Origin of the sequence: Pantoea sp. ICBG 985 (assembly GCF_002928365.1) — a bacterium.
Classification (GTDB): domain Bacteria; phylum Pseudomonadota; class Gammaproteobacteria; order Enterobacterales; family Enterobacteriaceae; genus Pantoea; species Pantoea dispersa.
Genome location: NZ_POWM01000001.1, coordinates 691,406 through 712,358, shown reverse-complemented (window position 1 = coordinate 712,358; position 20,953 = coordinate 691,406). Strand labels below are relative to the sequence as shown.

The 20,953-nt window shown below is 58.3% G+C and carries 20 protein-coding genes and 1 pseudogene; 3 read left to right on the top strand and 18 right to left on the bottom strand.

All coding sequences use genetic code 11. The features are described 5' to 3' along the window. Positions 1 to 141: 141 nt before the first annotated feature. The 3 genes and pseudogenes from mfd to C1Y42_RS03470 all read left to right on the top strand — a co-directional run bounded on the left by mfd (position 142) and on the right by C1Y42_RS03470 (position 4,815). Positions 142 to 3,585 carry a transcription-repair coupling factor gene (gene mfd, locus C1Y42_RS03480; protein ID WP_104092821.1) on the top strand — a complete coding sequence of 1,148 codons (3,444 nt, stop codon included), beginning with the start codon at positions 142 to 144 and terminating at the stop codon, positions 3,583 to 3,585. Positions 3,586 to 3,687: 102 nt separating this feature from the next. Next, positions 3,688 to 4,390, top strand: a pseudogene (locus tag C1Y42_RS03475) (hypothetical protein). Next, positions 4,387 to 4,815 carry a hypothetical protein gene (locus C1Y42_RS03470; protein WP_104092820.1) on the top strand — a complete coding sequence of 143 codons (429 nt, stop codon included), beginning with the start codon at positions 4,387 to 4,389 and terminating at the stop codon, positions 4,813 to 4,815. Before C1Y42_RS03475 ends, C1Y42_RS03470 begins: the two are co-directional and overlap by 4 nt. A gap of 178 nt (positions 4,816 to 4,993) precedes the next feature. Here the strand turns inward: C1Y42_RS03470 and C1Y42_RS03465 are convergent, their stop codons facing one another. The 18 genes from C1Y42_RS03465 to fabD all read right to left on the bottom strand — a co-directional run bounded on the left by C1Y42_RS03465 (position 4,994) and on the right by fabD (position 20,952). Beyond that, positions 4,994 to 5,536 carry a glycine zipper 2TM domain-containing protein gene (locus C1Y42_RS03465; RefSeq protein ID WP_031279257.1) on the bottom strand — a complete coding sequence of 181 codons (543 nt, stop codon included), beginning with the start codon at positions 5,534 to 5,536 and terminating at the stop codon, positions 4,994 to 4,996. A gap of 294 nt (positions 5,537 to 5,830) precedes the next feature. Further along, entirely contained in the window at positions 5,831 to 7,135 is a 1,305-nt protein-coding gene (locus tag C1Y42_RS03460; RefSeq protein WP_104092819.1) for an NAD(P)/FAD-dependent oxidoreductase, read from the bottom strand. 212 nt (positions 7,136 to 7,347) lie between these two features. Then, the gene (ycfP, locus tag C1Y42_RS03455; protein ID WP_021506392.1) at positions 7,348 to 7,890 is read right to left on the bottom strand and encodes an alpha/beta hydrolase YcfP; all 543 of its coding nucleotides are present in this window, start codon (positions 7,888 to 7,890) and stop codon (positions 7,348 to 7,350) included. 39 nt (positions 7,891 to 7,929) lie between these two features. Further along, a complete protein-coding gene (gene nagZ, locus C1Y42_RS03450) occupies positions 7,930 to 8,973 on the bottom strand; it encodes a beta-N-acetylhexosaminidase (RefSeq protein WP_104092818.1) in 1,044 nt (347 codons plus the stop codon). Between the two features lie 15 nt (positions 8,974 to 8,988). Further along, positions 8,989 to 9,804 carry a thiamine kinase gene (gene thiK, locus C1Y42_RS03445; protein WP_058775433.1) on the bottom strand — a complete coding sequence of 272 codons (816 nt, stop codon included), beginning with the start codon at positions 9,802 to 9,804 and terminating at the stop codon, positions 8,989 to 8,991. Continuing rightward, positions 9,791 to 10,387 carry a penicillin-binding protein activator LpoB gene (gene lpoB, locus C1Y42_RS03440; RefSeq protein WP_021506395.1) on the bottom strand — a complete coding sequence of 199 codons (597 nt, stop codon included), beginning with the start codon at positions 10,385 to 10,387 and terminating at the stop codon, positions 9,791 to 9,793. Before lpoB ends, thiK begins: the two co-directional genes overlap by 14 nt. A gap of 10 nt (positions 10,388 to 10,397) precedes the next feature. Beyond that, the gene (locus C1Y42_RS03435) at positions 10,398 to 10,763 is read right to left on the bottom strand and encodes a YcfL family protein (RefSeq protein WP_104092817.1); all 366 of its coding nucleotides are present in this window, start codon (positions 10,761 to 10,763) and stop codon (positions 10,398 to 10,400) included. A gap of 18 nt (positions 10,764 to 10,781) precedes the next feature. Further along, positions 10,782 to 11,132 carry a purine nucleoside phosphoramidase gene (hinT, locus tag C1Y42_RS03430; protein WP_104092816.1) on the bottom strand — a complete coding sequence of 117 codons (351 nt, stop codon included), beginning with the start codon at positions 11,130 to 11,132 and terminating at the stop codon, positions 10,782 to 10,784. Positions 11,133 to 11,465: 333 nt separating this feature from the next. Further along, the gene (gene ptsG, locus C1Y42_RS03425; protein ID WP_021506398.1) at positions 11,466 to 12,899 is read right to left on the bottom strand and encodes a PTS glucose transporter subunit IIBC; all 1,434 of its coding nucleotides are present in this window, start codon (positions 12,897 to 12,899) and stop codon (positions 11,466 to 11,468) included. 286 nt (positions 12,900 to 13,185) lie between these two features. Continuing rightward, entirely contained in the window at positions 13,186 to 13,977 is a 792-nt protein-coding gene (locus C1Y42_RS03420) for a metal-dependent hydrolase (protein ID WP_104092815.1), read from the bottom strand. A gap of 17 nt (positions 13,978 to 13,994) precedes the next feature. After that, positions 13,995 to 14,984: a DNA polymerase III subunit delta' gene (holB, locus tag C1Y42_RS03415; protein ID WP_021506400.1), complete on the bottom strand. Its 990-nt coding sequence runs from the start codon at positions 14,982 to 14,984 to the stop codon at positions 13,995 to 13,997. Continuing rightward, positions 14,981 to 15,616: a dTMP kinase gene (gene tmk / locus C1Y42_RS03410; RefSeq protein WP_104092814.1), complete on the bottom strand. Its 636-nt coding sequence runs from the start codon at positions 15,614 to 15,616 to the stop codon at positions 14,981 to 14,983. The genes holB and tmk overlap by 4 nt, the downstream gene beginning before the upstream one ends. After that, entirely contained in the window at positions 15,606 to 16,625 is a 1,020-nt protein-coding gene (gene mltG, locus C1Y42_RS03405; protein ID WP_104092813.1) for an endolytic transglycosylase MltG, read from the bottom strand. The genes tmk and mltG overlap by 11 nt, the downstream gene beginning before the upstream one ends. Then, positions 16,622 to 17,434 (bottom strand): aminodeoxychorismate lyase, encoded by an 813-nt coding sequence (pabC, locus tag C1Y42_RS03400; RefSeq protein ID WP_104092812.1) that lies wholly within the window; start codon positions 17,432 to 17,434, stop codon positions 16,622 to 16,624. Before pabC ends, mltG begins: the two co-directional genes overlap by 4 nt. 123 nt (positions 17,435 to 17,557) lie before the next feature. Further along, positions 17,558 to 18,799 (bottom strand): beta-ketoacyl-ACP synthase II, encoded by a 1,242-nt coding sequence (gene fabF / locus C1Y42_RS03395; protein WP_031279267.1) that lies wholly within the window; start codon positions 18,797 to 18,799, stop codon positions 17,558 to 17,560. Positions 18,800 to 18,884: 85 nt separating this feature from the next. Next, complete coding sequence (gene acpP / locus C1Y42_RS03390; protein ID WP_010617251.1) at positions 18,885 to 19,121, bottom strand: acyl carrier protein; 237 nt, start codon at positions 19,119 to 19,121, stop codon at positions 18,885 to 18,887. 153 nt (positions 19,122 to 19,274) lie between these two features. Beyond that, positions 19,275 to 20,009: a 3-oxoacyl-ACP reductase FabG gene (gene fabG, locus C1Y42_RS03385; RefSeq protein WP_021506405.1), complete on the bottom strand. Its 735-nt coding sequence runs from the start codon at positions 20,007 to 20,009 to the stop codon at positions 19,275 to 19,277. Between the two features lie 10 nt (positions 20,010 to 20,019). Next, positions 20,020 to 20,952, bottom strand: a complete 933-nt coding sequence (fabD, locus tag C1Y42_RS03380) for an ACP S-malonyltransferase (protein WP_058775428.1) — start codon at positions 20,950 to 20,952, stop codon at positions 20,020 to 20,022. Between the last annotated feature and the right edge of the window lies 1 nt (position 20,953).

Here is a 20,953-nt window from a genome sequence, read left to right as displayed (position 1 = left end):
ATACTGGCGGCCCTTCAGGGTGCCGCTGATGTAAGGTGCGCATTCATGCACCCTGACATAAACTCAGAAAGGAGAGATGATCCTCACAGCGGAATGTGGAATGATGACGCCCTGGAAACTGAGGAGAGAATGTCGGACCTTATGTCGGAACAGCGTCGTTATACCCTGCCTGCTAAAGCAGGCGACCATCGTCAGCTCGGTCAGCTGGTCGGCGCCGCGCAGGCGGTTGAGTGTGCCAGCATCACCGAACGCCACAGCGGTCCGGTGTTAATGATCACCCCGGATATGCAATCGGCCCTGCGGCTGCAGGAGGAGATCAGGCAGTTTACCGATCTGCCGGTCACCAATCTTGCTGACTGGGAAACGCTGCCCTACGACAGCTTCTCGCCCCATCAGGACATTATTTCCGCCCGTCTTTCTACGCTGTACCAGCTGCCCACCCTGACGCGCGGCATGCTGATTCTGCCGGTCAATACGCTGATGCAGCGCGTTTGCCCGCACAGCTTCCTGCACGGTCATGCGCTGGTGATGCAGCAGGGCCAGAAACTGTCGCGCGATGCCCTGCGCGATCAGCTGGAGCAGGCCGGTTATCGCCATGTCGATCAGGTGATGGAGCATGGCGAGTACGCGACGCGCGGCGCGCTGCTCGACCTGTTCCCGATGGGCAGCGATCAGCCTTACCGCATCGATTTCTTTGATGATGAGATCGACAGCCTGCGCCTGTTTGACGTCGATTCACAGCGCACGCTGGAGGCGGTGAGCGCCATCAACCTGCTGCCGGCGCATGAATTTCCCACCGACAAAGCGGCCATTGAGCTGTTCCGCAGCCGCTGGCGTGAAACCTTCGACGTGCGGCGCGAACCCGAGCACGTCTATCAGCAGGTGAGCAAAGGCACGCTGCCGGCCGGGATTGAGTACTGGCAGCCGCTGTTTTTCGAGCAGGAACTGCCTACCCTGTTTAGCTATCTGCCCGCCAGCACGCTGGTGCTGAACAGCGGCGATCTGCACGCCAGCGCTGAGCGTTTCTGGCAGGATGCTAACGCACGCTATGAAAATCGCCGCATCGATCCTATGCGCCCGCTGCTGGAGCCGGCCACGCTATGGCTGCGCCCGGATGCGCTGCTGAGCGAGCTGAAAAACTGGCCGCGCATGCAGCTCAGCGCTGAGATGCTGCCGGAGAAAGCCGCGAACAGTAATCTGGGCTATCAGCCATTGCCGGAGCTGACGGTGCAGGCGCAGGCCAAAGCGCCGCTCGATCTGCTGCGTCAGTTCCTCGAGCAGTTTACCGGTCAGGTGATTTTCTCAGTAGAAAGCGAAGGTCGCCGCGAAAGCCTGCAGGAGCTGCTGTCCCGCATCAAACTGCGCCCGCAGCCGATCGATCGCTTCGAGCAGGCCGATGAGCAGCCGTACAGCCTGATGATTGGTGCCAGCGAGCGCGGTTTTATCGACACCCAGCGCCAGCGCGCGCTGATTTGCGAAAGCGATCTGCTGGGTGAGCGCGTCAGCCGCCGCCGTCAGGACAATCGCCGCACCATCAATCCGGACGTACTGATTCGCAACCTCGCCGAGCTGCACCCGGGCCAGCCGGTGGTGCATCTTGAACACGGTGTGGGGCGCTACATCGGCCTGACCACGCTGGAAGCCGGCGGTATCGTGGCTGAGTATCTGATGCTCTCTTATGCCGGCGATGCCAAACTTTACGTTCCGGTGTCATCGCTGCATCTGATCAGCCGTTACGCCGGCGGCGCCGATGAAAATGCGCCGCTGCACAAACTGGGCAGCGATGCCTGGTCACGTGCGCGCCAGAAAGCCGCGGAGAAAGTGCGCGACGTGGCCGCTGAGCTGCTGGATATCTATGCCCAGCGCGCGGCCAAGGCTGGCTTTGCCTTTAAGCACGACCGCGAGCAGTATCAGCTGTTCTGCGAAGGTTTCCCGTTTGAAACCACGCCGGATCAGGCGCAGGCAATTAACGCCGTGCTCAGCGATATGTGCCAGCCGCTGGCCATGGACCGCCTGGTGTGCGGCGATGTTGGCTTTGGTAAAACCGAAGTGGCGATGCGCGCTGCCTTCCTTGCGGTGGAGAATGGCAAACAGGTGGCGGTGCTGGTGCCAACCACCCTGCTGGCGCAGCAGCACTATGACAACTTCCGCGACCGCTTCGCCAACTGGCCGGTGCGCATTGAGATGCTGTCGCGCTTCCGCAGCGCCAAAGAGCAGGCGCAGGTGCTGGAACAGGCCAGCGAGGGCAAAATTGATATTCTGATCGGCACCCACAAGCTGCTGATGAGCGACCTGAAGTGGCGCGATCTCGGTTTGCTGATCGTCGATGAAGAGCATCGTTTCGGCGTGCGTCACAAAGAGCGCATCAAAGCGATGCGCGCTGACGTCGATATTCTGACGCTCACCGCAACGCCGATTCCGCGTACTCTGAACATGGCGATGAGCGGCATGCGCGATCTGTCGATTATCGCCACGCCACCGGCGCGCCGTCTGGCGGTGAAAACCTTCGTGCGCGAGTATGATAGCCTGGTGGTGCGCGAAGCGATCCTGCGTGAAGTGCTGCGCGGCGGCCAGGTTTACTATCTCTACAACGACGTCGAGAACATCGAGAAAGCGGCACAGCGGCTGGCCGAGCTGGTGCCGGAAGCGCGCATCGCCATCGGCCACGGTCAGATGCGCGAGCGCGATCTGGAACGGGTAATGAACGATTTTCACCACCAGCGCTTCAACGTGCTGGTGTGCACCACCATCATCGAAACCGGGATCGATGTACCCAGCGCCAATACCATCATCATTGAGCGCGCCGACCATTTCGGTCTGGCGCAGCTGCATCAACTGCGTGGCCGCGTCGGCCGTTCGCATCATCAGGCCTATGCCTGGCTGCTGACGCCGCATCCGAAGGCGATGACCACCGATGCCCAGAAGCGACTGGAAGCGATTGCCTCGCTGGAGGATCTGGGCGCTGGCTTTGCGCTGGCGACGCACGATCTGGAGATTCGCGGTGCCGGTGAACTGCTGGGTGAAGATCAGAGCGGTCAGATGGAGACCATCGGTTTCACGCTTTACATGGAGCTGCTGGAAAACGCGGTGGATGCACTCAAGGCCGGACGTGAGCCGTCGCTGGAAGATCTCACCAGCAATCAGACCGAGATTGAGCTGCGCATGCCTGCCCTGCTGCCGGATGATTTTATTCCGGACGTCAATACGCGCCTGTCGCTGTATAAACGCATCGCCAGTGCGGCCGATGAACAGGAGCTGGCCGAGCTGAAAATTGAGATGATTGACCGCTTCGGCAAGCTGCCCGACGCCGCGCGTAACCTGCTCGATATCGCCGCGCTGCGCCTGGTGGCGCGCCAACTGGGGCTGCGCAAAATCGAAGCCAGCGAAAAAGGCGGCTTCTTTGAGTTCGCGCCGCAGAATCAGGTCGATCCCGGCTGGCTGATCGGCCTGCTGCAGAAAGATGCGAAGCAGTGGAAGCTGGATGGCCCGACACGACTGAAATTCACCCGCGATCTCAGCGAACGGAAAACACGCATGGAATGGGTGCAGAATTTTGTCGCCGAGCTGGCGAAGAACCGGGTTTAAGGAGCGAGCTCGCAAACTTAGCGGAAAAAATTAAATCACCGCTTGATCCTGTGATATCACAAGGATGGCATCACAGGATTTATTCATGGAAGGAGCTCAATGATGAGCAGGCGAGAGGATATTCTTGACGGCAGTAAAGCAGAAAGAAGTGCTTACGGCCTGGTTTACACAGAAGTATTGGGCTGGATAGATCTCGGTCACGCCCAGGGCAATGACATCAGACAGTTATGGGCGCAAATGCTGTGCGGCGAAGCACAGAGCGGCCTGACGTATGACGTTACCTATAAACAATCAATGGCTGGCCTCAAAAGGCGCCTGACTGTGGGAAAATCAATCACCTGGCGTCTCAAAAAAGGTCTGTCATATCACCAAAAGCAAAGCATAGCTCTTGCCATGATGATGACGCTGGCGCGCAGGTTTGAAGGGCTGCAGAATTCTTTCCCTTTTTAGCTGGGCTACTGACAGCGGATTCAGTGGCGAAGACCTTGTATCGGATCTCCTGGGTTTTTACCGGGTTGTGGCATGCATGAGCGGCATTTTCAGCCACCTGAAACCAGTGAGTCAGGCGGATGCATTAAGACGCTGGGACCATTATGGAAAAATTGGCTCCTGGAAAAACGAAACCTTTAAGCCACTGCTTTTCCCTGACCCTCTTCAATTCCCTAACGCCAAACCTCACTTTGGTCAGTTACCGATCTTCATGCGAAGCGTAACGCCCTATAATCGGTGGACATCAGAAGATGTTAGCATCATAGACCCGGACCGTGGCTTTATCCATTTTGGTAAGGGCATATCAAAACTATGAAAAAATCGCTCAGGATTCTACTTTGCGTTCTCATTGCGGGTGTGGTCGGTATGGCCTATGGCTTGAATTATCTCCGTATGGAGTTTGCAGATAGCGCTAATTATACAGAGCACGACACGCTGGATTACGACTTTTATACGCCTGATTTACTCAAAAAGATGCCGCGCATTACTGATAACTATAGCTTTTATTACAGTAACGTATCAGGTCCCAACCCCGCACTGATTTTTCAGCTGAGGTTTATTGGCGCGACCAACGCAGATAAAATTAATGCGTTTATGAAAGAAAAGGGTTTTAAACAAAGCGAAGCGTGCAGTTTTGCAGGTGACTGCTGGACTGGCGACGATCCGCTTGTCACCGTGTCGATTGAAATTGAGGAACAACCGCGCACAGTTCTCGTTTCGATGGTAGATAAGCGAACCTGATTACCTCATAACATGCCTGCCAACAGATAATAAGCCAGACCGGTGATAGCTGATGAAATTCGTCATGAGGTATAAGCTCCGGATCTCTTTTCTTCACCCTGAATTAAAAAAACCAACGTAAAAAAAGCGCCTTACGGCGCTTTTTTTGTTACTGCTGCTGTGAAGTAGCTTTGCCCAATCAGGCCTGATTCGAATTCAGGATCAGCTGACCATTTCGGTCGAGCGGGATGCGGGTGCCAGGGTCATTCTCCATGCGGATTTTGCCCTGCTGGTCGCCTATTTTATAGGTCACGTCATAACCCAGCATTTTTTCCTGTTTATCGTACACGGTTTTGCAGCGCTGCTCGCTGGTGGTGTATGTGTCACGATCCTGCAGCGCACCCTGTACCTGGTTACCGCCGTAGCCGCCTGCCAGCGCACCGGCTACGGTCGCGATATCCCGGCCGCGGCCACCGCCGAACTGGTGACCAATCACCCCACCGGCCACGGCACCCAGTACGGAACCGGCGATGCGGTTCTCATCCTGCACCGGGCGACGGTGCGTGAGGGTAACGTTGCGGCACTCCTGACGCGGCTGCTTGATGCTCTCTTTGATTGGCGTTGCCGAAAGCACCTGAGCATACTGCGGGCCACGATCAAACACATCCATGCTGGCGACGGCGGCCACGCCCAACGCTGCTGCTACGCCGATTCCAATACCCGCTAACATTGATTTATTCACAGGAATGTCCTCCTGAAGTTGTTACCGCGCATTCCTGCCGCAACCCGATCCCGGGTTACCGAGGCATAACCGGCGTGCGCGCCGCGCCGTGTTCGTTGGCATAAGTTTTACAGATGGTCCGAAAATGCAACATCAGATTAATGGAGGAAACGCAGCGGAAAGCCAGCAGGACCAGCTTTTAGGAGAGTTCTGAGCGGCAGTGTCATTGCGCCGTAATCTGGCGCTGATTGAACGGCAATCAGCCGGTTACGGCAGCCGGGCGCGCAGCGGGCGGGGATGACCGCCCGCCAGCCATCAATGCAGTTTGAGACGCGGACGCAGCACGCGGTTGAGGCTGCCGACCAGCATCATCAGACCGGTCTTGAAGTATCCATGGAGCGCAATCTGGTGCATACGGTACAAGGAGATGTAGACAAAACGCGCAATACGCCCTTCCACCATCATCGAACCGCGCATCAGGTTCCCCATCAGGCTGCCGACGGTACTGAAGCGGGACAGCGACACCAGCGAGCCGTGATCTTTATACACGTAGGCTTTGAGCGGCTTGCCTTTGCGCTGGGCGAGGATGTTTTCCAGCGCACGCGACGCCATCTGATGCGCCGACTGCGCGCGCGGCGGCACGAATCCGCCGCCCGGCAGCGCGCAGGAGGCGCAGTCGCCGATGGCGTAAATATCGTCGTCCAGCGTGGTCTGCAGCGTCTCTTTGACCACCAGCTGATTAATGCGGTTGGTCTCCAGCCCGCCAATCTCTTTCATGAAGTCTGGCGCTTTAATACCCGCCGCCCACACCATCAGATCGGCTTCGATGAATTCGCCCCCTTTGGTATTCAGACCGTTGGCTGCTGCGCTGGTGACCATGGTTTGCGTCAGTACGCGCACGCCAAGCTTGCTCAGCTCCTGATGCGCCGCTGCGGAGATGCGCGGTGGCAACGCAGGCAGAATACGCTCGCCGGCTTCCACCAGCGTAACGTTGAGCGCGCTGCTATCGAGACCTTTATAGCCGTAGCTGTGCAGCTGTTTCACTGCGTTATACAGTTCTGCTGACAGCTCGACGCCGGTCGCGCCGCCGCCGACAATGGCGATATTGACTTTCTGCAGCTGCCCTTCGCTGGCAGAGAAGCGCAGGAACAGGTTGAGCATCTCATTATGGAACCGACGCGCCTGATGCGGGTTGTCGAGGAAGATGCAGTGATCTTTCACGCCTGGCGTGCCGAAATCGTTCGAGGTGCTGCCCAGCGCCATCACCAGACGGTCATACGCCAGTTCGCGCTGCGGTACCAGTAGCCCACCCTCCGCGTCGCGGATCTCCGCCAGTTCAATGGTTTTTGTGTCGCGATTAATTTGCGTCAGCGAACCCAGCTGGAACTGGAAACCGTGGTTGCGCGCATGCGCCAGATAGCTGAGCGCATCAATACCTTCATCCATCGAACCGGTCGCCACTTCATGCAGCAGCGGTTTCCACAAATGGCTGTGGTTACGATCGACCAGGATGATCTCCGCCTTTTTCCTGCGGCCGAGTTTATGGCCGAGCTGTGTTGCCAGCTCCAGCCCTCCGGCACCGCCACCGACGATGACGATTTTTTCCATACTTGTAGTCAATGAAGACCCCCTCAAAGTTGTAAACCAAAAGTTAATTAATGGTTATATAAAACCTTAATAAACATAGGGTTGGCGACATTTAATCGCGAGCTGAGGGCAGAATAGCACGGCATAATCATCCGGACATAAGAAAATTGATGTACATCAATCTTTGCACTGCATTATCAGAATGTTACACGTTTTGTGCGCCGCATCACACGGCGCAGCAGCACTCAGGCAAGGGTTTTGAACGCTTTGATGCGTTGCAGATGCGGGGCAATATTTTTGAATTTGTGGCTGGCCTCCTCGTCCCACACGATTTCGTAGTACGGGTGCAATGCGGCCGCGCTGCGCTGATTATCCAGCGCTTCATCGTGACGTGACAAAATGGTCAGGCAGCGGTCGCGGTTCTTTTCACGGAAGTTGCTGACGCATTTGGTGGCGATATCAAGATACTCTTCCGGCCGGTCGATCTTGCCTTCCATGTTTTCATCAGGAAACAGGTTGGGATTGAATATCGCCTGGCGCATGCCGCAAAGGAAGCCGATGCGTTCCGCCCAGTAGCCGCCCAGGCCGACGCCACAAATCAACGGATGCGCATCGCTGCCCTGCTGGAGCAGTTTGTCGCACTCTTTGAGCAGAAACTGCATGTCGTGTTTCGGATGGCGGGTGCTGTAGCTGATAAGTCTGACGTCCGGGTCAATAAACTGCAGCTGCAGCACCTTTTCATGGTTGCCCGGACTGTTGGAATCAAAACCGTGCAGATAGATGATCATGATTATCCTCAGCGTGGAGTGAGATCCGGGCAGCGGCGATTATCTGCCCGACGCTTTGTGCGCCAGCCAGCGATCCTGCAGGTCGCTGAGCTGACGCTGATTTTGCCGCCAGCGCTCGCTGGCCTGCAAACTCTGACGGTCAAAACTTCCCTGATGGTATAACTGCGTGACGCGCGTCGCCTGGATCGGCGTCAAATTATCCAGCACGCTCACCGCGCCAGCACGCTGATTGCACACCAGGATCATATCGCAGCCGGCATTCAGCGACTGCTGAGCCCGTTCCGCGTAGCTGCCCATCACTGCCGCGCCCTCCATCGACAGATCGTCTGAGAAGATCACCCCGTTGAAGCCCAGCTCCTGCCGCAGCACCGTTTGCAGCCAGTAAGGCGAACCACTGGCCGGCAGCGGGTCCACTTCAGTATAGATAACATGCGCGGGCATCACCGCATCCAGCAGCTGCTCATCAATCAGCTGCTGGAAGATTGCCATGTCGTGCTGGCGCAGCGTGGCCACATCGCGCGTGTCGCGCGGCGTCTCTTTGTGCGAATCCGCGCTGACCGCGCCGTGGCCCGGGAAGTGCTTGCCGGTGGTTTTCATGCCGGCTTCGTGCATGCCGTGGATAAACTGGCGCGCCATCTGCAGCGCAATCGCCGGATCGGCATGGAAAGCGCGATCGCCGATGGCCGCGCTGATGTGGCCGATATCCAGCACCGGCGCAAAGCTGATATCGATATCCATGGCGATCATTTCCGCCGCCATTTGCCAGCCGGCCTGCTGCGCCAGCTCGCCGGCGCGTGCCATGTCATGCAGCGCGGCGAACGATTGCATCGCCGGCAGCTGAGTAAAACCGTCGCGGAAGCGCTGCACGCGTCCGCCTTCCTGATCTACCGCCACCAGCAGCCGGTTGCGCGACGCCGCGCGGATCTGGCGTACCAGCTCCGCCAGCTGCGCAACATCATGGAAGTTGCGGGCGAACAGGATCAGTCCGCCTGTCAGCGGATGTTGCAGAATTTCGCGCTCTTCGGCGTCCAGCTCGTAGCCTTCGACGTCCAGCATCAGCGGTCCGGGCGTTGTCATCGTCATGTTTCGGTTCCTGAATTAAAGATCCTGCCAGCTGGCCTGCGCCAGCCGTTGCAATGTTTGGTCATGGCTCTGCTCCGCGCGCAGCTGATACCAGCTGGCCATCAGCAGCTGCAGCCACGGCTGCCAGCGCCGGCTTTGACGCCGCAGCGCCGTTGCCGACAGCCGCGCCTCGGCGGCATAGTCGGTTATCCAGTGATCGTGTTCAGCGCCATCCACCGCGCCGACAGCGGCCAGCTCCAGCGCCACATCGCCATCCGCAGCATATTCCCAGTCAATTAAACGCAGGCCATCCGGTGTGGCAATCAGATTGCCAGGGTGGACGTCCATGTGCAGCGGTGCCAGCCGCAGCGGCGACGGTTCGCCGCGCTGCAGCAACTGGTTTAAGCGCCGCTGCCAGCGCCAGTGCCGCTGCTGACACAGCTGCCAGTAGCGCTGCAGCAGCGGTGCCAGCCGTAAGCGATAACCGGTCAGCGGCTGGTGATGCAGGCGCAGCAGCAGCGTCAGCACCGCTGCGCGCTGCGCGCTGAACTGATCCGGCGACAGCACCTCGCCCGGCAGCCAGCGCTGCAGCAGCCACGGCGCCTGCCACGTCAGCGGCTGCGGCGCCAGCGCCGTAGTACGCAACTGACGCAGGATGCGGTATTCGCGCTGACGATCGACAAACGGGATGGGCTGCGACGGTGTCCGGCGCGCCAGCAGATCGCCCTGCTCGCTGCGTACCTGCACGCTGTTACCGCTCAGTCCCGGCAGCGCGAAAAAATGACCGGCAGCTTGCGCCGTCGGCCATTGTTGCTGAACCAGATGCTGCAGCCGGGGATCAGGGTTGTGCAACGCCGTTGCCCGACCAGATGATTTCGCCGGTCTGCACCAGCATCAGCTGCATTTGCAGCGCAGGGGCTTTCACATCGCCCTGCGCGTTGCTGTACAGCACATACTGCGCGTTGACGATGCGCGCCAGGCCAATCGCTTTGCTGCGCGAGTTGAGGCTATCCTCTGGCGACAGGCCGAGCGTTTGCTTCGCCTGATTGAGCTGATCGTTTGAGACCAGGCTGAACTTGCCGTTATTGGCCAGCGCGTTCTCAATCGCTGCCGTGGCTTTTTCCGTTTGCAGCGAGCCGTTGGTGCTGTTTTTGATGCGATCCACCAGCAGCACGCTGCCCGGATTGACGCCCGCCGACTGCACCATATTGGCGACTAACGGCTGGACGCTGGCATTCCAGTTGATGGTTTTCAGCTTCGGCGGCTGCGGCACAGTTTGCGGCGGCGGCACCGGCTGCGCGGGTGGTTGTTCTGGCTGGGTTGGCGTGGTCGGCTGCGTCGGTTCAACCGGCGCCGGGGTTTGTTGTTTCACCACACAACCGGTGAGCATCAGCGCAAACAGTAGCGCGCCGGAACGTTGTACACTGCGAATCACAGGTTACTCCTCAAAGATAAAGATAGAGACGCACCTTGCTGGCGGTCGGGTTACCCATTTGCGAGGCCACTTCTACGCTGCCGTGCGCCGGTAAGGTTTGAGTCTGCGCCGGCTCCTGCGGCTCAATCTCCAGCCCTTTGTCATCGTACCAGTAGAAACGATAGTGCACGGTGACCGGCGTTTCACGCAGATTTTGCAGCACGCTGGCAGCGCGCTGCTGGCCGTCTCGGCTGGTCAGCGCGGGCTCATCGGTGATGATGCCCGCCGACAGTACGGCAGACTCCATCACCAGCGACTGGGAGGTGTTGATCATCGGCTTATCGCTGCTGCAACCCACCAGGGTCAGCAACAGCAAGCCGCTCAGCCATTGACGCATCACAAGGTCCGCCTGAGGTTAGATGGCCAGCATCGGGCCCAGCGGCTGTCCGCCGACCAGGTGCATATGAATGTGGTAAACCTCCTGCCCACCGTGACGGTTGCAGTTGATGATCAGGCGATAGCCATCCTCGGCGATGCCTTCATCACGGGCAATTTTTGCGGCGGCGGTCACCATGCGGCCCAGCGCCTGCTCATGCGCCGCCTGCGCATCGTTGGCGGTCGGAATCAGTACATTGGGGACAATCAGTATATGGGTAGGCGCTTTAGGCGCGATATCGCGGAAGGCGGTGACCAGTTCGTCCTGATAAACCACGTCGGCGGGAATTTCGCGACGAATGATTTTACTGAAAATGGTTTCTTCAGCCATGGTGCAGTTCCTTAAGCCTGAGTTCAGTCAGGCAGTATGCGTGAGGAATTCCGTTTCTTTCAACCTCAGGACCACTTTTCTTCATTAAATGGCTGCCTTTGCATCACTTTTTCACGCTGGCGCGGCGCGGCGGGCGGTGGCTGGCGGCACTAAAATAAAAAACCCCTCGGATGAGGGGCTGTGCTTGCGCAGTAAGAGGCGTCAGATCGTAAAGACGCCATAAACATCCCTGGGGCTTGGCCCGCGACATCCCTGTCGCGGGACACTTTACTCCTCTGCCGCCTCTTACTGCTTGTCACCATCGTGCGCGCTTCGTGCACGATAGCTGCCTGATTACATACTGCGGATATAATCATCCATCTCGGTTTTCAGGTTATCGGACTTGGTGCCGAAAATCGCCTGCACACCGGAACCCGCCACCACCACACCACGCGCGCCGAGGTTTTTCAGTTCAGCCTGATCCACCTTCGCTACGTCCGCCACGCTGACGCGCAGACGGGTAATACAGGCATCAAGGTTAGTGATGTTCTCTTTGCCACCGAACGCCGTGACCAGCTTGCCCGCCATTTCACTGCCGGTCGCGCTGCTCTGCTCCATCGCCGTATCTTCACGACCCGGGGTTTTCAGATTCAGTTTTGCGATCAGCACGCGGAACACGGTGTAGTACACCAGACCGTAGATGATACCGACAATCGGGAACAGCCAGATTTTGCTGCTGTTGCCGCTCAGCACGATGAAGTCGATCAGACCGTGTGAGAAGCTGGTGCCATCACGCATGCCCAGCAGAATACAGATTGGGAACGCCAGGCCCGCCAGGATGGCGTGGATCACGTACAGGATCGGTGCCACGAACATGAACGAGAACTCGATCGGTTCGGTGATACCGGTCAGGAACGAGGTCAGCGCGGCGGAGATCATGATGCCGCCCACTTTGGCGCGGTTTTCAGGTTTAGCAGAATGCCAGATGGCGATAGCCGCAGCCGGCAGGCCGTACATCTTGAACAGGAAGCCGCCAGACAGTTTACCGGCAGTCGGGTCACCCGCCATGTAGCGCGGAATGTCACCGTGGAAGACCTGACCAGCCGCGTTGGTGAATTCACCAATCTGCATCTGGAAAGGAACGTTCCAGATGTGATGCAGACCAAACGGCACCAGCGCACGCTCAACCACACCGTAAATACCGAACGCCACCACCGGGTTCTGATAGGCCGCCCACTGGGAGAAGTCCTGAATCGCGGTACCAATAGGTGGCCAGATGAAGGACAGCACCACACCGGTGAAAATCGCGGTCAGACCGGAAATGATCGGCACAAAGCGCTTACCGGCAAAGAAGCCGAGGTATTCCGGCAGCTTGATGCGGTAGAAGCGGTTGAACATGTAGGCTGCAATCGAACCGGCAATAATGCCGCCCAGCACCCCGGTATCGGCGAGGTGTTTGGCTTCGATCTCGGCTGCCGGCAGATGCAGCACCAGCGGCGCGACCACAGCCAGGGTTTTCACCATAATGCCGTAGGCGACCACGGCGGCCAGCGCCGACACGCCGTCGTTATTGGTAAAGCCCAGTGCCACACCGATCGCAAAGATCAGCGGCATGTTAGCAAACACCGAACCACCCGCTTCGGCCATCACGTGGGAAACCACTTCCGGCAGCCAGCTGAAGTTAGCAGAACCAACACCTAACAAAATACCGGCAATCGGCAGAACCGATACCGGCAACATCAGCGATTTACCTACCTTTTGCAGGTTCGCAAATGCGTTCTTGAACATAGAAGCTCCTGAGTATGAGTGCATTTTTTAGCGCAGTGCGCATGGCAAAGGGGGAGGATCCTTAGCCGGGGTGACGCTAAGCGTCTTTTGATTTATTACGAAGGGTAAAATAAATGACGACACGTTACTTTGACGGCTATCACGTTTCACCAAACACAGCGCTGAAATTTCAGTCATTTCTTACTGACTTGCTGCTATAAACAGCAATAAATCACTGCCTGCGCCGCGAAACACGCAGCGCAGATGAGTGATTTCAGATTAATTACAGAGTTTGAAATAAAGCGCGTTAGCCGCCGAGTCGGCTCATCGGCACCTTAAACAGGCGGGAGAAGTTTTCCGTGGTGGCGGCCGCCAGGGTAGCAAGATCGACGCCCTTCACCACGGCCATATACTCAGCTACGTCGCGGGTGAAGGCCGGCTGGTTTTCTTTGCCGCGATGCGGTACCGGGGCCAGATAGGGTGAATCGGTTTCAACCAGAATGCGATCCAGCGGTACATAGCGCGCTGCTTCGCGAATCTGTTCGGCGTTACGGAAGGTCACAATGCCGGAGAAGGAGATGTAGAACCCAAGATCCAGCAGCTGCGCCGCCGTCTCTTTGTCTTCGGTGAAACAGTGCAGCACGCCGCCGCATCGCTCTACCTGCTCTTCACGCAGAATGGCCAGCGTGTCTTCTCGCGCATCGCGGGTGTGGACAATAATCGGCTTATTCAGCGCAATGCCGGTGCGGATGTGCTCACGGAACGAGGCCTGCTGCTGGGCTTTGGTCTCCTGCTGGTAAAAATAATCCAGCCCGGTTTCGCCCAGCGCAATCACCTGCGCTTCCGCCGCCAGACGGCGAAACTCTTCCACGTCATACGGCGTTTCCTGATTGAGCGGATGCACGCCGCAGGCCAGCGCGATGTTGTCACGATCGCCAACCAGCTGTTTGATTTTGTAGTAATCCGGCAGCGTGGTGGCAATCGCCAGCATGAATTTCACATCCCGCGCCGCCGCTTTGGCAATCACGTCATCCAGATCGCGGTGCTGGGTTTCATAATCAAGGCCATCAAGATGGCAGTGCGAATCAACAATAAACATAGATCTCTCTTTTACCCTTAGCCGACCGTCGCGGGAGACAGCAAACGTCCCCAGGCAAGCAGACAGTCGGTCAGAATCAGTTCACGATTAAGCGCCGCCACGTGCAGCAGCTGCTCGCGACACTGCAGCCACTGCTGCACGCTCGCATTCAGCGCGCTGCTGCTGAACTGCTGCGCCAGCTGCGTCACCACGTCCGGGCGATCGCCATTACTCAGCCAGTTGCTGGCGCCCTGCTGCACCTTCATCGCATCCACCAGTAGCGAAAGCAGCCAGCCGAGGCGAACCGCCACATCGTCGCTGTTGAGCGCCGGCAATAGCTGCAGAATATCGCCGCTCAGTGCGCTGTTCAGGCTGTCGCACAGCGTTTGCCGTGCCTGCCAGCGGTCCGGCTGTAACAAGGCCAGCGCCGCAGCAGGTGCCCCGTTGCTCAGACGCAGCGCCGCGCGCAGAATCGCTTCCGGCTGCGGCTGCTGTTTCTGCAGCCATTGCAGGCTGTGCGTCTCTTCCGGCGGCGACAGATGCCACGTCATACAGCGGCTGCGCAGCGTGGCCAGCAGTCGCGACGGCTCGCGCACGCTGAGGAAAAACCAGCAGTTGGCGGGCGGCTCTTCCAGCGTTTTCAGTAGCGCGTTGGCCGCGGCTTCGGTCAGTTGCGTCGCATCCGGCAGCCAGACAATTTTCGCGCCACCCTGCTGGGCAAAATGGTACAGCTTTTCACTGACGTCGCGAACCGCATCAATGCCGAGCGAGGCTTTCCCCTTTTCCGCTTCCAGCCGATACCAGTCCGGATGGGTGTGTGCCTGCATCAGCTGGCAGCCGTGACACTGGCCGCAGCTTTTCAGTCCCTGCGGCTGCTGACACATCAGCCAGCGGCTGACGCCCCACACCAGCGCATCGTCGCCCATGCCGTCGATGGCCTGAATCAGCAGTGCATGATGTGCCTGTCCACTCTGATGGCGGGCAATGATCTGTCGGTACGGCTGGTTCAGCCACGGATACCAGTTCATGCCGCCTGACCTGCCAGCCACTGACGCAGCACGGCTTTAAGTGACGCTGTCACATTCTCAATCGGTTGTGTCGCATCGATGGTTTTGATGGTTGGATCGGCAGCGGCCAGCGCCTGGTAGCGTTCGCGCGTGCGGGTAAAAAAGTTCAGCGACTCCTGCTCAATGCGATCCAGTTCGCCGCGCGCCCGGGCACGCTGCAGGCCAATCTCCGGCGTGACGTCGAGATAGAGCGTCAGGTCGGGACGAAAATCGCCCAGCACCGCATCGCGCAGCGTGGTCATCAGCTGAGTGTCGAGCCCGCGGCCACCGCCCTGATATGCCTGCGACGAAAGATCGTGACGGTCGCCCACCACCCAGGCACCGCGCGCCAGCGCCGGTTTGATGACGTTTTCTACCAGCTGCACCCGCGCGGCATACAGCATCAGCAGCTCGGCTTTATCACTCACCTGTTCGCCATCAATGCCCTGTTTCACCAGCACGCGCAGCTGTTCGGCTAAAGGCGTGCCGCCCGGCTCACGGGTAAAGACCACGTCTTCAATGCCCTGCTCATGCAGGACCGCAACCACCGCCTCACGCGCGGTGGTTTTGCCCGCCCCTTCAAGACCTTCGATGACGATAAACTTACTTTTCATTTTTTTCCTTCATCGCCAGCCGGTAAACCTGCACGGCTTTATTATGACTGGCCAGATTGGTGGTAAAGGTGTGACCGCCTTTGCCATCCGCGACGAAATAGAGGTAATTGGTCTTCTCGGGATGAGCCGCCGCTTCCAGCGAGGCGCGCCCCGGCATGGCAATCGGTCCCGGCGGCAGACCGCTGATGGTATAGGTATTGTACGCGGTCGGCGTCTCAAGATCCTTGCGCGTCAGCGTACCGGTATAGCTGTCGCCCATCCCGTAGATCACCGTGGGATCGGTCTGCAGTTTCATACCGGTGCGCAGGCGATTGATGAATACCGAGGCAACGCGCGCACGCTCTTCACTGACACCGGTCTCTTTTTCGATAATCGACGCCATGGTGACCATCTGCTGCGGTGTTTTATAAGGCAGACTGGCCATCCGCCCCTGCCAGATCTCATCCACCAGCTTGTTCATGCGCGCGTGCGCCCGCTCCAGCAGTGCCACATCGCTGGTGTTGGCAGTATACAGATAGGTATCCGGATAGAAACCGCCTTCCAGCTGGCTGACATCAAGCTTAAGCGCGGCCGCAACGCTGGCAAATTCATCATCCGGCAGCGTGTGTTTGAGGTATGGGGCTTTACGCAGCTCAGCCAGCCACTCTTTCAGCCGGGAACCCTCGACAAAGCGCAGCGGAAATTGCGCCTCTTTGCCGCTGGCCAGCAACTGCAGTAGCTGGCGCACCGTCATGCCGGTCTCAAGGCGATACGTCCCGGCTTTGAAGTTAGCCAGATCGGGCTCCAGCTTCAGCAACGGGCCAAACCAGATGCTTTGCGGAATGATGTGCTGGCTCTCCAGCTGCGCTTCCAGCACCACGCGACCGCTGCCGGCCGGCAGGGTGTACAGGGTTTCCTGGTGAATGGTTAATGGCGTCGCGGCAAAGCGTTTAATCTGCCAGTAGCTCAATGCGGCAGCCAGGCCAGCGATGACTACGGCGCCGGCAACTATTTTTTTCATTCGGGTCATGATGCTTCCATCGTCTGGCAACTGGCGAGCAGTTGCTGGTACAGCGTACGTGCGGCAAAGGTGACATCGTCAATTTGCCGCACGGGTAATACTGGCATCAGCGCGTTACAGATTACCACTTCATCGGCGCTTAACACCGCCGTTCGGCTGGCCTCCACCTGCTGGCAGTCGTGACCGGCCTGGGCCAGCTGCGCCAGCAGATAACGACGCATGATGCCATCAACGCCGGCCTGCGCGAGGCGCGGCGTGAAAATGGTCTTACCGCTGCGCCAGAATAAATTGGCCGCACAGCATTCCACTACCGTCCCGGCGGTGTCAAGCACCAGCGCTTCGTCAGCGTCGCACGCGTCCAGCTGCTGGCGAATCAGCACCTGCTCCAGCCGGTTGAGATGTTTGATGCCGGCCAGCAGCGGGTTCTGCGCCAGCCGCACCGGGCTGGTCACCAGCCGCGCGCCCTGCTGCTGCAGCGTGGCGTAGTGCTGTGGCCAGGGTGCGAGCGCGATGATACGCGTGGGTTGCGTGCAGCCGGCGCGACTGTAGCCGCGTCCGCCCGCGCCGGGCGTCAGGATCACTTTGAGCACTGCTTCGCGCTGGCCCGCCGCCGCGCGGCGCATCTCTTCCGCCAGTAAGGCGCGGTCCGGCGCGGCCATCAGCAGGCGCTGACAGCCCTCATCCAGACGCTGCAGGTGCGCTTCCAGCAGCTGGATGCGGCCCTCTTTGACTGCCGCCGTGGTGAAACAGCCGTCACCAAACTGCACCGCGCGATCGCGGGCAGAAAGGGTGTCCTGTGCCACTCCGTTAATCCACATGCGCTTCTCCTCTGCCGCTGGCGTCAGCGTTGAATAGCACTGTAGCGCGTAACATTCCACGCCACTGCGTGACAAAATATAAAAAAGGCCCGCATTGCGGGCCTCTGTTCGGCTGGATAGCGCTTAAACCTTGCGGAAGATCAGCGAGCCGTTGGTGCCGCCGAAACCGAAGGAGTTACACAGCGTGTACTCCAGTCCGCTGACCTGGCGCGCCGTGTGCGGCACAAAGTCCAGATCGCAACCTTCGTCAGGATTGTCGAGGTTGATGGTGGGCGGAACCGCCTGGTCGCGCAGCGCAAGAATCGAGTAAATCGCTTCTACCGCGCCCGCCGCACCCAGCAGGTGACCGGTCATCGACTTGGTCGAGCTGACCATCACACTGTGCGCTGACGCACCAAACACTGACTTCACCGCCTGCGCTTCGGCTTTGTCACCGGCCGGCGTTGAGGTGCCGTGCGCGTTAACATAGCCAATCTGCGCCGGATCCAGTTGCGCGTCACGCAGCGCGTTGACCATCGCTGCGGCTGCACCTGAACCGTCTTCCGGTGGAGATGTCATGTGGTAAGCGTCGCTGCTCATGCCGAAACCGACGATTTCCGCATAAATCTTCGCACCGCGTTTCTTCGCGTGTTCGTACTCTTCCAGTACCACAATACCGGCACCGTCGCCCAGCACGAAACCGTCACGATCTTTATCCCACGGACGGCTTGCCGCCTGCGGATTGTCGTTACGGGTAGAGAGCGCACGCGCCGCGCCGAAACCGCCCACGCCCAGTGGCGTACTGGCTTTTTCAGCACCGCCGGCCAGCATCACATCCGCGTCGTTGTACGCGATGATACGGGCAGCGTGACCAATATTGTGCACGCCAGACGTACAGGCGGTCGCAATCGAGATGCTCGGGCCTTTCAGGCCGTACATAATGGTCAGGTGGCCAGCGACCATGTTAACGATGGTTGAAGGCACAAAGAATGGGCTGATTTTGCGCGGACCGCCATTGACCAGCGAGGTATGGTTATCTTCGATCAAACCCAAACCGCCGATGCCGGAACCGATAGCCGCACCGATGCGTCCGGCATTCTCGTCGGTTACGACCAGACCGGAGTCCGCCATAGCCTGAATACCGGCCACAATGCCGTACTGGATGAAGTCATCCATCTTGCGTTGATCTTTGCGCGAGATGTATTCATCGCAGTTAAAATCTTTCACCAGACCCGCAAAACGCGTTGCGTAGGCACTGGTATCAAAATGGTCGATCAGGTTAATGCCGCTCTGACCGGCAAGGAGAGCACGCCAGGTAGACTCTACGGTATTGCCGACAGGAGACAACATGCCAAGACCGGTCACAACTACACGACGCTTAGACACGTTCGTCCTCCAAGGAGGGAAATAATGACGCTATGTGGGGCAAACATAAAACTCAGGCGGTCGAATGACCGCCTGAAGATATTCATTAACCTTTATGGTTATTGATATAGTCGATCGCTGCCTGAACGGTAGTGATTTTCTCAGCTTCTTCGTCTGGAATTTCAGTATCAAACTCTTCTTCCAGAGCCATTACCAGCTCAACGGTGTCAAGAGAATCTGCACCCAGGTCTTCAACGAAAGAAGCGCCGTTAACCACTTCGTCTTCTTTAACGCCCAGCTGCTCAGCTACGATTTTCTTAACGCGTTGTTCGATATCGCTCATACTATTTAATTTCCTATCAAAACTCGCTTTCGCGATGGTTTTCGTAGTGTATAAAATGTTGAAAAAGATGCAACAAAATCCCGGCTGGTCGAACCACGATTTTGCGTTATTCTGCGGTGTTTACCGCAGATAATGCAAATGATTTCGTGATTATCAGACCATGTACATGCCGCCATTGACGTGCAGCGTCTCACCCGTGATGTAGGCGGCTTCGTCAGAGGCTAAGAATGCAACAGCATTGGCAATCTCCTGCGGGTCGCCTAAACGACCTGCCGGCACTTCTGCCAGAATGCCCGAGCGCTGATCTTCGTTCAGTGCACGCGTCATGTCCGTCTCAATAAAGCCCGGAGCCACGACGTTTACGGTAATGCCACGTGACGCAACTTCTCGCGCCAGTGATTTGCTAAAGCCAATCAAACCTGCTTTTGCTGCAGCATAGTTTGCCTGACCCGCGTTACCCATGGTTCCAACTACCGAACCGATGGTAATGATACGGCCCACGCGCTTTTTCATCATGGCACGCATGACCGCCTTCGACAGGCGGAACACCGATGTCAGGTTGGTATCGAGGATATCCGCCCACTCATCGTCTTTCATGCGCATCAGCAGATTGTCACGCGTAATGCCTGCATTATTGACCAAAATGTCAACTTCGCCAAATTCGGCGCGAACTTTCTCGAGCACGCTCTCAATAGAGGCCGCATCGGTCACGTTCAGCAGCAGACCTTTGCCCTTGTCGCCGAGGTAAGCACTGATGGCTTCCGCGCCGCTTTCGCTGGTGGCAGTACCCACCACTTTTGCACCGCGTGCCGCCAGCGTTTCCGCGATGGCACGTCCGATACCGCGGCTGGCGCCGGTCACCAGCGCTACTTTACCTTCAAAGCTCATGATTTTCCTCTTATTCCTGGCCAGGCGCCGCAGCCAGTGACGACGGATCGTTCACCGCTGCAGCCGTCAGGCTGTCCACAATTCGTTTGGTCAGGCCGGTCAGCACTTTACCCGGGCCGATTTCCAGCAGTACGGTCACGCCCTGCGCAGCGATAAACTCAACCGCCTCAGTCCAGCGTACCGGGCTGTAAAGCTGACGCACCAGCGCGCTGCGGATTGCTGCAGCGTCGCTTTCGCATTTAACGTCAACGTTATTCACCACCGGCACCGAAGGTGCATTGAAGGTCACGCTTTCCAGCGCCACCGCCAGCTTATCAGCGGCCGGCTTCATCAGCGCACAGTGCGACGGCACGCTGACCGGCAACGGCAGCGCGCGTTTGGCGCCTGCGGCTTTACAGGCGGCACCGGCACGTTCTACCGCTTCTTTATTGCCGGCGATCACCACCTGGCCCGGCGAGTTGAAGTTGACCGGCGAAACCACCTGGCCCTGCGCGCTCTCTTCACAGGCTTTGCGAATTGCCGCGTCGTCGAGACCGATAATCGCCTGCATGGCGCCCGTGCCTTCCGGCACCGCTTCCTGCATCAGTTTGCCGCGCAGTTCAACCAGCTTGATGGCGTCAGCAAAATTCAGTACGCCCGCACACACCAGCGCAGAGTATTCACCGAGGCTGTGTCCGGCCATCAGCGCGGGCTGCGCGCCATTTTTGCTCTGCCAGACGCGATAAATCGCGACCGAGGCTGCCAGCAGCGCCGGCTGGGTCTGCCAGGTTTTGTTCAGCTCTTCAGCCGGGCCCTGCTGGACCAGCTGCCATAAGTCGTAACCCAGCGCGTCAGAAGCTTCACGGAAAGTGGCTTCAACCTGTGGATTTTCCGCTGCCAGATCGGCCAGCATGCCGACGGTCTGCGATCCCTGTCCCGGGAAAACAAAAGCAATTTGCGTCATC

Coding starts and splice junctions, on each gene's coding strand:
- tmk (WP_104092814.1), bottom strand. CDS start 15,616: ATGAAAAGTAAGTTTATCGTCATCGAAGGTCTTGAAGGGGCGGGCAAA.
- acpP (WP_010617251.1), bottom strand. CDS start 19,121: ATGAGCGATATCGAACAACGCGTTAAGAAAATCGTAGCTGAGCAGCTG.
- hinT (WP_104092816.1), bottom strand. CDS start 11,132: ATGGCTGAAGAAACCATTTTCAGTAAAATCATTCGTCGCGAAATTCCC.
- C1Y42_RS03420 (WP_104092815.1), bottom strand. CDS start 13,977: ATGTTTATTGTTGATTCGCACTGCCATCTTGATGGCCTTGATTATGAA.
- nagZ (WP_104092818.1), bottom strand. CDS start 8,973: ATGACGATGACAACGCCCGGACCGCTGATGCTGGACGTCGAAGGCTAC.
- ycfP (WP_021506392.1), bottom strand. CDS start 7,890: ATGATCATCTATCTGCACGGTTTTGATTCCAACAGTCCGGGCAACCAT.
- holB (WP_021506400.1), bottom strand. CDS start 14,984: ATGAACTGGTATCCGTGGCTGAACCAGCCGTACCGACAGATCATTGCC.
- fabG (WP_021506405.1), bottom strand. CDS start 20,009: ATGAGCTTTGAAGGTAAAGTAGCGCTGGTGACCGGCGCCAGCCGCGGT.
- mltG (WP_104092813.1), bottom strand. CDS start 16,625: ATGACCCGAATGAAAAAAATAGTTGCCGGCGCCGTAGTCATCGCTGGC.
- C1Y42_RS03470 (WP_104092820.1), top strand. CDS start 4,387: ATGAAAAAATCGCTCAGGATTCTACTTTGCGTTCTCATTGCGGGTGTG.
- fabD (WP_058775428.1), bottom strand. CDS start 20,952: ATGACGCAAATTGCTTTTGTTTTCCCGGGACAGGGATCGCAGACCGTC.
- pabC (WP_104092812.1), bottom strand. CDS start 17,434: ATGTGGATTAACGGAGTGGCACAGGACACCCTTTCTGCCCGCGATCGC.
- C1Y42_RS03435 (WP_104092817.1), bottom strand. CDS start 10,763: ATGCGTCAATGGCTGAGCGGCTTGCTGTTGCTGACCCTGGTGGGTTGC.
- ptsG (WP_021506398.1), bottom strand. CDS start 12,899: ATGTTCAAGAACGCATTTGCGAACCTGCAAAAGGTAGGTAAATCGCTG.
- mfd (WP_104092821.1), top strand. CDS start 142: ATGTCGGAACAGCGTCGTTATACCCTGCCTGCTAAAGCAGGCGACCAT.